The following is a 15119-nucleotide window of genomic DNA, read 5'->3' as shown; positions in this document are numbered from 1 at the left end:
GGGGTCATAGGACGCGGACCGCCGCCCGTCGACCATGCGGGAGCGCACAGGGCCGCACGGGTCCGAAGGCGCGCCCAGCCGCAAGTCCGCGTCAAACCGCCCGCCCCCGCCGACCCTCGACCAGCCACATGGCGAGCAGGGCGGCCGCCAGCGCTGCGAGCGCCGCGAGGCCGAGCGCCAGCGGGTAGACCTCGACGCCGCGGATGTTGGCGCTGTCGCTCGGCCGGAAGCCGATCCAGTCGCTGCCGGCGAGGCGGCCGCCGCGCACCAGCGCGAGGCGCGGCACCTGGATGCCGCCCGACTCGGCGACCCGGCGGACCGAGCCGCCCGACCCGTCGGCCGCGGCCTTCAGGCGCTCGGTGTCGCTAAACACGTCGGCGAGCTCGCGCGGGTTGGCCGGCCCGACGCTGACGAAGGCAACGAGGTTGCCCGACCGCAGGGTGTGCAGGCCCAGGGTCTCCGCGTCGAAGGTCGCGGTGAACAGGCCGGGCTCCTGGGACTTGAGCGTCAGCGTCGTCACCTTGCCGGTCGGGCCCGTGACGGTGACCGGCTCGGCCTGGTCCGCCATCGTCTGGCGCTCGACCCGCACCTCGCGGCCGCGCCCGGTGGTCTGGGCGCGCAGCGCCTCCTCCTCCAGGGCCGGCTCCTTCATCAGCCAGTGGCCGAGGCGGCGCAGCAGGTCGAGATAGGGGCCGCCCTCCTGGTAGCCCCGCGCCCAGAGCCAGGCGTGGTCGGACAGGAGCAGGGCGACGCGGCCCTTGTCCTCGCGCGACAGCGCGAGCAGCGGCAGACCCTCGGCCCCCGACAGGATCGGCTGGATCCCCGGCCGGGTGCGGGCCTCGACGATGCGCAGCCAGTCGCCCCAGGCGGGCGGGTTCGCGTCCGAGCCCGGCAGGGCGCGGGTCACCGGGTGGCGCTGGCCGACCTGCGTCGGCGTCGCCTTGTAGGGCTTCTCGACGACCCGGCCGTCGGGGTCGCCGGGCAGGATGCCGGCGAGCCGCGTGCGGGCGAGGCTGGCCGGTCCGGCGAATTCGGGGCCGGCGGCGATCAGCAGGGCGCCGCCCTCGCGGACGTAGCGGACGATGTTGTCGAAATAGGCCTGCGGCAGCACGCTCTGATTGGCGTAGCGGTCGAAGATGATCAGGTCGAAGTCCTTGATCTTCTGGACGAACAGCTCGCGCGTCGGGAAGGCGATCAGGGAGAGTTCCGAGATCGGCGTGCCGTCCTGCTTCTCCGGCGGCCGCAGGATGGTGAAGTGGACGAGGTCGACGTTGGCGTCCGACTTCAGGAGGTTGCGCCAGGTGCGCTCGCCCTGGTGCGGCTCGCCGGAGACGAGCAGCACCCGGAGCTTCTCGCGGATGCCCTCGATCGGCAGGACTGCCCGGTTGTTGACCGTGGTGAGCTCGCCCGGCAGCGGCTCGACCTCGATCTCCACCACGTTCGGGCCGCCGTGCTCGATGCGCAGGTTCAGGGAGAACGGCTTGTCGGTGGCGACGTCCCGCCGGCCGATCTCCTCACCGTCGCGGCGCACGGTGACGACCGCGTGGCCGGTCCCGCCGCGCTCCATGACCTCGGCGCGGATCGTCAGGTCCTTGCCGACGATGCCGAAGCGCGGCGCCTCCAGGAGCTTGATCTGCCGGTCGCGCTCGTCCGGGTGACCGGTGACGAGGACGTGGAGCGGCGCCTTGATGCCGAGCTGGGCCAGCGAGGACGGGATGTCGTGCACCACGCCGTCGGTGAGCATCACGATCCCGGCGAGGCGCTCCGGCGGGACGTCGGCCAGCGCCTGGCTCAGGGCCGTGAACAGCTTGGTGCCGTCGTCGCCGTCCTTGGAATCCGGCACGTCGATGAAGCGCGGCTCGATGTCGGTGAGCGCGCCGAACCGGCGCTGGAGCTCGGCGCGGACCGCGTCGGTCATCTGCGGCCGATCGCCGAGCTGCTGGGACCCGGACCGGTCGACCACGATGGCGGCCACGTCCTTCACGGGCTCCCGGTCCTCGCGCACCAGCGCCGGGTTGGTGAGCGCCGCCAGAACCAGGGCGAGGACGAGGACGCGCAGCAGCGCGGTGCGGCCCCGGGCCAGGACGGCGAACACCGCCAGGACGGCGACGATCGCGCCGAGGACGGCGATGGCCGGCCAGGGCAGGAGGGGCGTGAAGCTGAGGCTCAGCATGGGGCGGAGCGCTCCGAATCCGTGAGGCTGCGCCGCGCTTCGTTCCGGGCACCGCCACGCTCACGCGGCGGCGCGGGCAGGCGCGACGGGCTCCCTCTCCCGCGCGGGAGAGGGCTGGGGTAAGGGTCGGGAAGGTTCAGGCTCGAGCACGCCGTCGATGTGCCGGCAGGGAGCGCCGCGTCCGGGGAGATCTGACCCCTCACCGTGTCCCTCTCCCGCACGGGAGAGGGGACCCGCGCCCCGTCCTGCCGACGCGGCGCCGCGCGCGCGCTTCGAATCTGCAGGCATGCAGAGGAGGGAGGGAAGGCGGCCGCGCGCCGTGTGTCCGAACCCATCACTGCCCCAGCCGCTCCAGCAGCGCGGGCACGTGGACCTGGTCCGCCTTGTAGTTCCCGGTGAGCGTGTACATCACGATGTTCACGCCGCCCCGGAACGCCATCTCGCGCTGGCGCTGGTCGCCGCCCACGACCGGGTAGAGCGGCTCGCCCCGGCGCCCCACCGCCCAGGCGGCGGCGAGGTCGTTGCCGGTGATGATGATCGGGCTCACGCCGTCGCCGGCGCGGGCCGGGCGGCGCTCGGCGCCCTCGGCGGCGGGCGGCAGCGCCTCCACCCAGGTCTGGCCCGTGGCGTAGCGGCCGGGGAAGCTGTCCACGAGGTAGAAGGCCTTGGTCAGCACGTGGTCGAGGGGCACCGGCTCCAGTTCCGGCACCTCGAGCGTCGCCAGCATCTTCCGGAGATAGGCTCCTTCCGGGGTGGGCGGCCCGCCCGGCCGCGCGGTGAGCGCGTCGCGGGTGTCGAACAGGACCGTGCCACCGTTGCGCATGAACGCGTCGATCTTGCGGATCGCGACGTCCGAGGGCTGTGGCCGGTTCGGGGCGATCGGCCAGTAGATCAGCGGGTAGAAGGCCAGTTCGTCCTTCGCCGGATCGATCCCGGCCGGCTCGCCCGGCTCCAGCGCGGTGCGCGCGGCCAGCATCTGGGTCAGGCCGGTGAGGCCGGTGCGGCTCGCCTCGTCGACGGCGGCGTCGCCCGTGATCACGTAGGCGAGGCGCGTGACCAGCGCCGACTCGATGCCGTTCGGCCGGTTGGCCGGCGGCTCCTCCGCGCGGACCGGGCGCGCCGGCAGGGCGGCGAGCAGGACGAGGCCGGCGAGGGCCAGCACGGCCGGCCGGCCGCGCAGGCGGGCCGCCAGACCGCCGCGGCGCAGGAAGCCGCCGAGCCACAGCCCCGCCAGGGTGTCGAGCGCCAGCAGCAGCAGCGCCAGGGTGAACAGGCTCGGCCGCAGGTCCAGGGTCTCGGCGCCGGCGAGGGACCCGAACCGGGCGCCCTCGAGCGCGGCGGTGTCGAGGGGCTTCAGCCGGTCATCCGGTTTCAGGGCGTTCACGCTGATGCCTCCGTCCGGCGGGCCGTAGAAGCCCGGCGGATGTTCGAGGTTCGCCCGGTCGGCGTAGTCGGCCGACACCGCGGTGGCCGAGGCCGGCGGCGATCCCAGCGCGCCGAAGCCATCGAGGGTCACCCGCGGCGCGAGCACCGGGGCGGCGGCCCGCGTCGCGTCCCCCTGGACCGGCGCCGCGGCGCCGGCCAGCGCCACGACGCGCCGGAGCATGTCGATGAACAGGCCGGAGAGCGGCAGGTTCGACCACGTCGTGTCGGCGGTCACGTGGAACAGCACGATCGTGCCCTGGCCGCGCTTCTGCGCGGTGACGATCGGCGTGCCGTCCTGGAGCGACGCCCAGGTCCGGTTCGGCAGGTCGCCGTCCGGCTCGGCCAGGATCTGGCGGCGCACGCCGATATCGGCCGGCGGCGTCAGGCCCGTGAAGGGGCTCTCGGGCGGGAACGGGGCCAGGGTCTTGGGGCTGTCCCAGGAGAGCGTGCCGCCGAGCGTCCGGCCGCCCCGCCGCAGCCGCACGGGCACGAGCGGATCGTTGCCGGCGGCGAGCCGCGGGCCGGCGAAGCGCAGCAGCATCCCGCCGTCCTTCACGAAGCTCTCGATCCGCGCGGTGGTCTTCTCGTCGAGCGCGCCGACATCGGCCAGCACGAGGACCGAGACCTGATTGTCGAGGAGCTGGTTGATCGAGTCCGCCGTGCCCTTGGCGCCCCGGGGCTCCTGCACGTCCGCGAAGGGCTGGAGCGCCCGCGACAGGTAGTAGGTCGGCGCCAGGAGCGGCTGCGCCTGGTCGAGGGTGCCGCCGAACACGAGCCCGACCCGGCGGCGCTTGCCGCGCTCGTCCTGCAGCACCACGGCGCCGGCCGAGCGCTCGCCCGCGATCTCCAGCCGGCTGATGCTGTTGCGCAGCTCCACCGGCATCTCGAAGGTCGCGTCCGCCTCGGTGGCGTCGGCCCCGAAGGCGAAGTCGCGCTCGGCGAGCGGCAGGCCCTTCTGGTCGAGCGCCCGGATCACGCCCGCGTCGCGCCCGTTCGGCGCCGCCCGCAGGACGTGGGTCACGAGCTTGCCGGCGTTCTCGGTGGCGGTCAGGGCGAGGGCCGGCGGCCTGTCGGCCCGCAGCACCGTCAGGGCCGCGCCCCTGTCGCCCGCGAGGTCGGCGAGCCCCTTGGCGAAGCGCGTGTCGCCCGCGCCGGCGACGCCGTCGCTGATCCAGACGAGGCCGGCGCCCCGGTTCTTGTCGAGGAAGGTCTCGATCGTCGCGAGATGCGCGTCGCGGGCGGGGAGGATTGGGCGCGGCGCGAGGGCGCGCAGGCGCTCCAGGGCGGCGGCCGGCGTCTTCGCCTCGAAGGCCGCGGGGGCGTCGGCGAGGCCGATCACCGCGACGGGCCGTCCGTCCCGGGCGGCGCCCTCCACCGCGTCGGTGGCGACGCGCAGGCGGTCGCGCCAGTCGTGGGCGGCGGGAAAGCCGTTGTCGAGGAGCACAAGGAGCGCGCTGCGGCCGCCCCCGGCTCCGACGCCCCCGGCGTTCCAGACCGGGCCGGCGACCGCGAGGATCAGGGCGGCGGCGATCAGGAGCCGGAGGATCAGCAACCAGGGCGGCGTGCGCGCCGGGGTCTGCCGCTGCGGGATCAGGTCGGCGACGAGCTTCAGCGGCGGGAAGTTGATCCGCCGCGGGCGCGGCGGGGTCACCCGCAGCAGGAACCACAGGGCCGGCAGGCCGATCAGGGCGGCGAGCGCCAGCGGCGCCGCGAAGGTCAGACCCAGCATGGCGGCCTCACTCGGTGCCGCGGGCGGCGATCAGCGTGGCGAGCCGCAGGGCCGCCTCGCTCGCCGGCCGGTCGGTGCGGTGGATCGTCAGCGTCCAACCCTGTCCGCGGGCGATGGACGCCAGCGCGGCCCGGTGCTCGGCGATCCGGGCCCGGTAGCGCGCGCCCCAGGCGTCGGCGTCGCCGATATCGAGACTGAGGCCGCCCTCGAGATCGTGCAGGACGGCCTGGCCGGTGAACGGGAAGGTCTCCTCGATCGGGTCCGCCACCATGAGGAGGTGGCCGCGGCTGCCGCGGCCGGCGAGGCTCTGCACGGAGGCCGCGATCCGGTCGGGCTCGGTCAGGAAGTCGCCGATCAGCACCACCTCGTCGAAGCGGGCGGGGCTGGCCCGGGGCGGCAGGTCCTGGGTGAGGCCGGCCGTGTCGGCCACGAGCGCCTGGGCCAGGCGCTCGACGATCCCGCGGGAGGCGCTCGCGCGGGTCAGGCCGAGCAGGCCCACCCGCTCGCCGCCCTCCACGAAAACGTCGGCCAGGGCGAGGCCCAGGATCAGCGCGCGCTCGATCTTCGGGGCCGAGGCGAGGTCCGACACGAAGCCCATCGAGGCCGAGCGGTCGATCCACAGCCAGATATTGTGGGCCGCCTCCCATTCGCGCTCTCGGACGTAGAGCCGGTCGTCCCGGGCCGAGCGGCGCCAGTCGACGCGGGCCGCGGCCTCGCCGGTGACGAAGGGGCGGAACTGCCAGAAGCTCTCGCCCGGCCCGGCGCGGCGGCGGCCGTGGAGGCCGTGGGCCAGCAGGCTCGACACGCGGCGCGCCTCCAGGACGAGGCGGGGCATCTTGTCGGAGAGGGCGGTCGCGCCCTCGCTCTCGCGCCGGCCGGGGGTGCGCCTGCCGGCGTCGAGGGCGTTCGTCGCGACCAAAGTCAGAGCTTCTCCGCGAGCTTGGCGATCAGGCCCTCGATGGTCTCGCCGTCGGCGCGGGCGGTGTAGCTCAGCGCCATCCGGTGCTTGAGCACCGGCTCGGCGAGCGCCTTCACGTCGGCCACCGACGGCGCGACCCGGCCCTCGATCAGCGCCCGGGCGCGGGCGGCGAGCGTCAGCGCCTGGCTGGCGCGGGGGCCGGGCCCCCAGAGGAGCTTGTCCTTCACGATGGCGTCGCCGCTGTCCGGCCGGGCGGCGCGCACGAGGTCGAGGATCGCCTCGACCACGGCCTCGCCCACCGGCAGCCGGCGCACGAGGCGCTGGGCGGTGAGCAGCTGCTCGGTGGACATCACGGCCCGCGGGCGCGCCTCGTCCACGCCGGTGGTCTCGATCAGGATCCGCCGCTCGGCGGCGCGGTCGGGGTAGCCGACGTCGATCTCCAGGAGGAAGCGGTCGAGCTGCGCCTCGGGCAGGGGATAGGTGCCCTCCTGCTCGATCGGATTCTGGGTCGCCAGCACGTGGAACGGCCGGGGCAGGTCGTGGCGGGCGCCCGCCACCGAGACGTGGCCCTCCTGCATGGCCTGCAGCAGCGCCGACTGCGTGCGCGGGCTCGCCCGGTTGATCTCGTCGGCCATCAGGAGCTGGGTGAAGACCGGCCCCTGCACGAACCGGAAGGCCCGGCGGCGCTCGGCGTCCTCCTCCAGGATCTCGGTGCCGAGGATGTCGGAGGGCATCAGGTCGGGCGTGAACTGCACGCGCCGCGCGTCGAGGCCCAGCACCGTGCCCAGCGTCTCGACCAGCTTGGTCTTGGCGAGGCCCGGCAGGCCGACCAGCAGGCCGTGGCCGCCGGCCAGGATGGTCACGAGTGCGAGATCGACCACTTTCTCCTGGCCGAAGATCACCCCGTGGATCGCCTCCCGCGCCGCGCCGACGTCGGCGAGGCAGCTCTCCGCCGTCGCCACGATGCCGTCGTCCAGGGTGGTGGCCGGGCTGATCCCCTGCGTCATGCCGATATCCATCTCCTGCCCGGGCCCCGCGGGACCCGCCGGCCAATCCCGCAAGTGTGAGGCTTCAGGTGCCGGGCTGGCAAGGTCGGGATCGCCGCACGCCCGTTCGCGGCCGCGTTGGCGGCGTCCGGCGCCCTCGCCGAGACCGGAGCCGCCCGCGATGGGTCGGACGCCGATCCCGCCCCGCTCTTGGCGTGGGCGACCCGGACCTTTAGGAAGGCGCCCAAGCCGGGGCGATCCTCACCCGCGACCGCCGGACCGGCCGAACCCTCTGATGTCTCTCGCGGATCGCGGCGTGGGCAGCTTTGCGGGCTTCCCGCGTATCCGGACCTGACCATGCGCCTTCGAGATGTGTTCGTCGTCGGATCGTCGGAGAAGGCCGGCCTCGCAGGCGCGGCGCAGTCCCTCGCGCGCCCGCTGACCCGGCGCCTCAAGGGCCGCCGCCGCACCGAACCCCGCCAGGCGGACCTCGTCCGCGCGGTCAAGGAATCCGGCCTGTTCGACCCGGCCTGGTACGCGAGGCGCTACCCCGACGTGGTCGGCGAGGGGATCGATCCGGCGGTGCACTACGCGGTCCACGGCGGGCGCGAGGGGCGCTGGCCGCACCCGCTCTTCCACGGCGACCTCTACCTCGACTCCGTCCCGGGCCTCCGGGCCGAGGGCACCAACCCGCTGCTCCACTACCTCGACCGCGGCGCCGCGGCAGGCATCCGCCCCAACCCGCTGTTCGACCCGGACTGGTACGCGACGCGCTACCTCGGCGGCGCGGAGCACCGCGCCCGGGCGTTCTCCGACTTCCTGTCGCGGGGCGACACCGACCCGTCGCCTCAGTTCGACACCGCCTGGTACCTGTCCCGCTACCCGGATGCCCGCGCGGCCGGCGGCAACGCCCTCAGCCACTTCTTCGAGACCGGCCGGAAGCAGGGCTACCTGCGCAACCCGGAGGAGTTCGCCGGCCTGTCGCGGCACGTCGACCTGATCCGGCGGTCGGGGCTCTTCGACGCCGCGTTCTACCGCGAGCGCTGCCCCGAGGCCGAGACCAGCGGGCTCGAGCCCCTGGAGCACTACGTGATGGCCGGCGGCTACCGCCGCTACGCGCCCCACCCGCTGTTCGATCCCGACTGGTACGCGGCCCAGTCCGCCGCGGTGCGGGCCGACAGCCTCAACCCGCTGGTCCATTACCTAGAGCACGGCGCCGCCGAGGGCCTCGACCCGGGGCCCTGGTTCGCCACGCGCTGGTACACCGAGACCTACCTTGAAGACGACGCGGCCGGGCAGAACCCGCTGGCGCATTTCCTCGCCGACGGCGGGCGCACGACGAGCCCGTCGCCGCGCTTCGACGCGCCCTGGTACCGCGCCCGCTACCCGAAGGTCGCAGCGCTGGGCCTCAACCCGCTGATCGACTACGTCACCACCGGCCTGGAGGCGGGCCGCCTGACCCGCCGCGTCCCCGGGGCCGCGGTGCCGGAAGCCTCCGACGCGCGCCTCTCCTGCCTGAAGCGCGAGCCCCGGCGGCACGGCCGCACGGCCCTGTTCATCACCCACTGCCCCGAGGGGCGGATCCGCGGCCACGTCGAGCCCTACCTCAAGGCCTTCGCGGAGAACGGGACCGACCTCGTCCTGATCATCGCCGCCGACCAGCACAAGAACGCCGTGCCGCAGGCGATCCTGGATCTCTGCGCCTCGGTCTACCTGCGCGAGAACAGCGGCTTCGACTTCGCCGCCTGGGCGCATGTCCTCCTGGAGGACACCGACCTCCTCGATTCCGAGACGCTCTACCTCGCCAATGACAGCCTCGTCGGGCCCCTCGACCGCGACGACTTCGCCGGCCTGCTCGCGAAGATCGACGCCTTCCCGGAGGCGGTGATCGGGCTGGCCGACAATTTCTACTACAGCCACCACCTCCAGAGCTTCTTCCTGGCCCTGAAGCGGCGCTGCCTGTCCTCGTACGCGTTCAACCACTTCCTCCTGTCGGTGGCGAACTGGCCGGACAAGAACGCGGTCATCACCGAGTACGAGCTGACCTTCTCGCAGCGGATGCGGGCGGCCGGGCTCGGCATGCGCAGCCTGTTCTCGGCCCAGAACAAGCACATGTCGCTGGTCAACGACCCGCGCAACAATCGCACCCTGTTCGACTGGGAGAACATGCTCAGCCAGGGCTTCCCGTTCGTGAAGCGCTCGCTGCTGGGCGAGCACGCCGCGATCGGCGGGGCGGCGGTGCGGGAGGCGATCGCCGAGCGCGGCTTCGACCTCGACCGGCTCGACGTGACCTACACGTATCCGGGGGCCAGGATCTGGGCTGACCTGCGCCGGCCCCGGGCGCCGGAGCGGCCGCAGCGCGTCGCCTACGTCTCGCCGATGAACTACGCCAACGGCCTCGGCGTCGCGGCCCGCAGCTACGCCCGCGCTCTGCATCGGACCCCCTTCGCGCTGAACGTCCACCCGATGGAGCGGCCGTTCCACGTCCACGCCCGGGTGGCGCCGGCGTGGCAGGCCCGGACCGTCTCGGGCCCCGCCGACGTCGCGCTGGTCCATTTCAACGGCGACAGCTGGCACTCGCTGATGAGCGACCGGCAGCGGGCGATCGCCGCCGAGGCGCGGCTGAAGATCGGGCTGTTCGTCTGGGAGACCTCGCACGTGCCCGGGGGCTGGCTGCCGACCGTCGACGGCCTCGACGCGATCTGGGCGCCCACGGAGTTCTGCGCGGCGATCTTCCGGCAGATCACCGACATCCCGGTCGACGTCGTGCCCTACGTGGTCGAGAACGAAGCCGGCGAGCCGGTGAGCGCCGCCGCCAAGGCGAACCTGCGCAAGGCCTTCGCGATCGACCCGTCCAGGCGGGTGATCCTCTACGCCTTTGACGGCTCCAGCTACCTCGCCCGCAAGAATCCGCACGCGCTGATCCGGGCCTTCCGGGCGGCGGGTCTCGGGCAGGCCGGCTGGCAGCTCGTGCTCAAGACCAAGCACGTGTTCGACCTGCCCGAGGAGGGCAAGAAGCTCCTCGACCTCGTGGGCACGTCCGGCGACGTCGTGGTGATCGACCAGCCGCTCTCTCAGAACGAGCTCGGCGCGCTGTTCGATCTCTGCGCGGTCTACGCGTCGTCGCACTCCTCGGAGGGCTTCGGCCTGACGATCGCCGAGGCGATGGAGATGGGCAAGGTCGTGGTCGCCACCGATTACGGCGGCTGCCGCGACTTCCTCGACGCCACCTGCGGCTTCCCCGTGAAGGCCGAGGTCACGGCCCTCGACCAGACCTACGGCCCGTACCTGCGCGGCGCCGAGTGGGGCCAGGTGGACGAGGCGGACCTCACCCGGGCCCTCAACGACGCGGCCCGGGCGGTGACCGGCGGCGACGCGGCCCGGATCGGCGCCGCCGCCCGGGCCCGCATCCGCGAGCGGCTATCCATCGGCGCGGTGGCGCGGGCCATGGAGGCGAGCCTGACCCGCCTCCTGGCCGCCGAACGGTCCTGAATCCCCGGAGACGCGACCCGTGTTGAAGAAGAAGCCGGTCCCGGCCCCGTCGGCCTCGTGGGGCACGCTCCCGTGGCCGGACGCGATCCTGCCGCTGCCCCTCGACCCGCAGCTCCGTCCCCTCGACGAGCGCCGGCTCGCCCAGGTCGCGGCCGGCCAGTTCCCCGCCTGCCGGGCGATCTTCGTCGCGCCCGCGGCCTCCGAGCTGCGCCCCGACCTCGCGGCGCACCTGACGCGCGCGCTGGCGGAGCGGCCCGATATCGGCATCTTCTACGGCGACGACGCCGTGGTGGACGGCGCCGGTCAGGTCCGCAGTGTCCACTGCAAGCCGGCCTTCAACCCGGCCCTCCTGATGGCCGACGACTATATCGGCTTCCCGCTGCTGATCCGCGTCTCGGCCCTGGCCGGCCTGAGCCCCGATTTCGGCCTGCGCCACGGCAGCGCCGCGTGGTTCCGCTTCCTGCTCGGCGCGATCTCCGCGGGGATCGGCATCGACCGGATCCCCCAGACCCTGATCGCCTCGCCGCTGGAGCGCCCGAAGGCGACGCGCACGGCGCGCGCCCACGCCCTCGATCGCTGGTTCGAGGCCTCCGGCATGCCGCTGCGCACCGCCCCGGGGCTGACCCCGGACACGCTGGAGATCCGCCGGAGCTTCGACGCGCGGCCGGCCGTGACCCTGGTCGTGCCGACCAACCAGAGCCGCCCGAAGGACGATCAGGGCCGCGCCGTCGAGGGCGCCAAGCCCCACGTGATCAACCTGCTCGACAGTCTCGGCCGCAGCACCTACCCGGCCGACCGGATCCGCGTGCTGATCGGCGACGACGTGGCCGACGACGCGATCTACCGCGGCCGCTCCGACCGCTTCACCGTGACCCGCCTGCTGACGACCCGGGCTCCGGGCGAGCGGTTCAACTACGCGGCCAAGATGAACACGCTCTGGCGCGCGGCCGAGACCGACCTCGTCATCCTGATGAACGACGACCTCGTCGTGCGCCGGCCCGGCTGGATCGAGGCGCTCCTGACCTTCGCGCTGGACCGCGGCGTCGGCGGCGCCGGCGGCCGGCTGCTGTTCCCCACGGGCAAGATCCAGCATGCCGGCATGACCGGCGGCATCTTCGACGTGTTCGCCCACCCCTGGTACAACCGGGACGCGGCGGAGCCGACCTACGGCGACTGGGCGCTGACGCAGCGCGACTGCTCGGCGGTGACCGGGGCGCTCTTCGCCACCCGCAAGGCGGTGCTCGAGGCGGTCAACGGCTTCGACGAGGGCTTCGCCCTCGACTTCAACGACGTCGACCTGTGCCTGAAAATGCGGCAGCTCGGCTACCGCATCGTCTACACGCCCTTCGCCGAGATGGCGCACCACGAGAGCGCCTCGCGGCAGACCAGCTTCGCGCCGGGCTCGCAGATCGCCCGCTTCCTGCGCCGCTGGGGCGACGTGATCGCGGAGGATCCGGCCTACAGCCCGCAGCTGCGCATCGACACCGACGTGGTCGCCCCGCGGGCCGACGCGACGCGCTGGATCGCGGAGCGCCGGGCGGACGCCGCCTGATCGGCCGGCGCGCCCGGGTTAAGCTAAACGCGCGAAGTTCGGCGCGGCGGCCTGGAACGGGGCAGTCCGAGCCTCTACCCATCGTGGCGGATGCGCGGACGGAACTGTCCGCGCCGGGGTGGGGAGCCCAACGTGAAGAAGCCGCTCACCGCCGCCGCCCTCCTCGTCGGCCTCGCCCTGGTCGGCCTCGCGGCGGAGATCCGGCTGCACGAGCGGGGTCGTCCCGTCGCCAGCACGGCGGTCCGGTCCGGCGGCGCCGCCTTCGCCCCGGCGCCGATCCCGGCGGACTGGGTCGTCTCCGGCGACCCCGTCACCGAGGTCGCGGAGGTCTCGCAGACCCATGACGGCAGCGCGCAGGTCTACCTGTGGCGCACCACGGCCAGCACGTTCCGCTGGACCCACCACGCTGACGAGATCATCACCATCCTCGACGGCGAGGTCTTCGTCACCGACGCCGACGGCAGCCGCCACCACCTGACGCCGGGCGACGTGGCGCATTTCCCGGTCGGGTCCGTCCAGCTCTGGGAGGTGCCGAGGACGCTGCTGAAATCGGCGATCCTCAAGCACCGCAGCCCGACCCTGGTCGAGGCGTCCCTGCGGTGGCTGCGCCGGGCGCGGGCGCTCGTCGCCGGCTGAGGCGCGGGCGCCGGCGGCGTCCGCCGCGGCGAGCCGACGAGGCGTAATCTAGGTTGAATCCCGCGATCCGGTGACACGGCTTGCTAAGGCTCGGCGCGGCATCATCGGCGCTCCGACGCCGCGAACCGACCCGATGCCCCCACCCCGCAACCTGCAGCTCGACGCCGCGCGCGGTCTCGCCGTGCTGCTGGTCCTCTCCGGCCACCTGCTGCAGCCCGTCTTCTACGGCCCGTCGGGGCCCGAGCCGGGGCCGGCCCTCGCGGTCTGGCGGGTCATATACGCCTTCCACATGCCGTTCTTCTTCCTGCTCTGCGGGATGGTCGACCGGATCAAGGGCGAGGCGAGTCTCGGCGAAGCCTGCCGCTCCGCGCTGCGGCTCGTGGCGGTGGCGCTGGCGTTCGGCACCCTCGCGCTGGTCCCCCAGGCCCTCGCCGGCACCCTGTCGCCCGGTGACGCGCTGCGCGCCGCGCTCTACGGCCGCGACTTCGGCCTGGGCGTGCTCTGGTTCCTGGTCGCCCTGGGGCTGGTGCGGGTGATCGACGCCGCGGCGCGCGCGGCGACCTTCCCGGGCGGCTACTGGATCGTTCTGGGCGGCGCCCTCGCCCTGTCGTGGACCTGCAGCGCGCGGGCGTTCCCGTACTGGCAGGTCCACGCGCTCGTGGGCGCCCTGCCGTTCTACGTCGCGGGCCTGCGGCTCGGGCCACGGGCGTTCGACGTGTCGGCGCTGCTCGGCGCCTGCGGCCTCGCGGTGCTCCTGCTCTGCGCGCCGCGGAACTTCGTCCACGTCGCGACCGGGCATTACGGCGACCCGGCGCTGTTCGTCGTGACGGCGGCGGCGGGCTCGGCGTTCGCGCTGGCGGTCGCCGGCCGGCTGCGCGGGCCGCCGCGCGCCGCGGCCGGCCTGCTGGGGCGGGCGAGCTTCGAGCTCTACATCGTCAGCGGCGTCTTCCTCCTCCTGGCGCCGCACTGGCCCGCCTGGGACCGGTGGGACGGCCTGGTGCTGCTCGCCGCAATCGGCCTGCCCCTGCACCTGATCGCGGCCCGCGGGCTGCGCGGGCCGATCCGGGCCGTCCGCGCGGCCGCCGACAGTGTTGTCGACAGCGCGGTCGACGGGCTCGCCGGCCGCCAGCGTCGCGCGCGGCCGGGCTTGTCCGGGGCGGATCCTTAAGACTTGTGCGGGACGATCCGCCAGCATTCCGGCCGCAAGACCTTCGATGACAGCGCCACACGCCAGGGGCCCCGATGTTCGCTGAGCGCCCGCGCGGCGGCGTCGGCGCGTGGCCCCTCATCGCCGCCACGCTGGTCGCCACGATCGTCTGGTTGGCGGTCGCCGGGCTGCACTTCGCCTGGGACAGCGCCCTCGTCACCCTCGCGGCCTGCGGCGGACTCGAGGCCCTTGCGCGGGTCTACCGCACGCGCCGCCCCGAGCCGCGCATCGCCGCGACGCTGAGCGCGCTGGCGCAGGTCATCGCCTTCAGCGCCTGCGCGGCCGCGCTGTCGTACACGGTCGCGAGCACCGGCGGCCCACTCTGGGATTCGACCTTCGACGCCTGGGACCGGCGGCTCGGACTGGACTGGCGCGCCTACCTGGCCTTTGTGGACGGCCATCCGCGGCTCGGGCTGGCGCTCTCGCTGGCCTACCGGAGCCTGATCCTGCAGACCATGCTGGCGGTCATCCTGCTGGGCTTCAGCGGTCGGCTGCGGGCCCTGCGGGACTTCGTCCTGGCCTTCGCCCTCGCCGGCACGGTGACGGTCCTGATCTCCGCGCTGACGCCGGCCCTGGCCAACTTCGTCTTCCTGGGCCTGTCCCCGGCGGACTTCCCCAACCTGCACCCGGCCGCGTCCTACGTCCACGTTGCGGACCTGACCGGCCTGCGCGACGGCACGCTCCGGACGATCTCCCTCGACCACGTCGAGGGCATCATCACGTTCCCGAGCTTCCACGCGGCGCTGGGGGCCCTCTACATCTGGGCCTTCTGGCACCTGCGCGCGGCCCGGATCCCGGCCTTCCTCGTCAACGTCCTCCTCATCGCCGCCACGCCGATCGACGGCGGCCACTACTTCGTCGACGTGATCGCCGGGCTGGTCATCGCCGTCCTGGCGATCTGCGCCGCGCGGGCGCTCGGGCGGCGGCGGGCCGCGGACGCGCTCCGCCCCGGAGCGCGCGAGGGCGGACCCGCGCCCGGGCGGGCCTGACGCGCGCGGCC

The 15119-nt window shown here is 73.9% G+C and carries 9 protein-coding genes; 5 read left to right on the top strand and 4 right to left on the bottom strand.

Annotation, left to right across the window (positions count from 1 at the left end; all coding sequences use genetic code 11):
* Positions 1-91 precede the first annotated feature (91 nt).
* The 4 genes from ACLBX8_RS16990 to ACLBX8_RS16975 all read right to left on the bottom strand — a co-directional run bounded on the left by ACLBX8_RS16990 (position 92) and on the right by ACLBX8_RS16975 (position 7253).
* A complete protein-coding gene (locus ACLBX8_RS16990; protein ID WP_447699455.1) occupies positions 92-2173 on the bottom strand; it encodes a hypothetical protein in 2082 nt (693 codons plus the stop codon).
* A 334-nt stretch (positions 2174-2507) separates the two neighbouring features.
* Positions 2508-5327, bottom strand: coding sequence for a DUF4159 domain-containing protein (locus ACLBX8_RS16985; RefSeq protein ID WP_447699454.1), 2820 nt, complete (start codon positions 5325-5327; stop codon positions 2508-2510).
* A 7-nt stretch (positions 5328-5334) separates the two neighbouring features.
* Positions 5335-6246, bottom strand: a complete 912-nt coding sequence (locus tag ACLBX8_RS16980; RefSeq protein WP_447699453.1) for a DUF58 domain-containing protein — start codon at positions 6244-6246, stop codon at positions 5335-5337.
* A gap of 2 nt (positions 6247-6248) precedes the next feature.
* Positions 6249-7253 carry an AAA family ATPase gene (locus tag ACLBX8_RS16975; RefSeq protein WP_026604846.1) on the bottom strand — a complete coding sequence of 335 codons (1005 nt, stop codon included), beginning with the start codon at positions 7251-7253 and terminating at the stop codon, positions 6249-6251.
* 336 nt (positions 7254-7589) lie between these two features.
* On the opposite strand from ACLBX8_RS16975, the gene ACLBX8_RS16970 reads away from it, so the two are divergent.
* The 5 genes from ACLBX8_RS16970 (at position 7590) to ACLBX8_RS16950 (ending at position 15108) form a co-directional block, all read left to right on the top strand.
* Entirely contained in the window at positions 7590-10724 is a 3135-nt protein-coding gene (locus ACLBX8_RS16970) for a rhamnan synthesis F family protein (protein ID WP_447715546.1), read from the top strand.
* Positions 10725-10743: 19 nt separating this feature from the next.
* The gene (locus ACLBX8_RS16965; protein WP_447699451.1) at positions 10744-12276 is read left to right on the top strand and encodes a glycosyltransferase family 2 protein; all 1533 of its coding nucleotides are present in this window, start codon (positions 10744-10746) and stop codon (positions 12274-12276) included.
* Positions 12277-12408: 132 nt separating this feature from the next.
* Positions 12409-12912 carry a cupin domain-containing protein gene (locus ACLBX8_RS16960; RefSeq protein ID WP_020092621.1) on the top strand — a complete coding sequence of 168 codons (504 nt, stop codon included), beginning with the start codon at positions 12409-12411 and terminating at the stop codon, positions 12910-12912.
* A gap of 133 nt (positions 12913-13045) precedes the next feature.
* Positions 13046-14080, top strand: coding sequence for an acyltransferase family protein (locus tag ACLBX8_RS16955; RefSeq protein WP_447699450.1), 1035 nt, complete (start codon positions 13046-13048; stop codon positions 14078-14080).
* Between the two features lie 74 nt (positions 14081-14154).
* Positions 14155-15108: a phosphatase PAP2 family protein gene (locus ACLBX8_RS16950; RefSeq protein WP_447699449.1), complete on the top strand. Its 954-nt coding sequence runs from the start codon at positions 14155-14157 to the stop codon at positions 15106-15108.
* Positions 15109-15119 lie beyond the last annotated feature (11 nt).

The sequence above is a fragment of the Methylobacterium sp. D48H genome, assembly GCF_053345715.1.
This window is presented reverse-complemented; position numbering and strand designations above follow the sequence as displayed.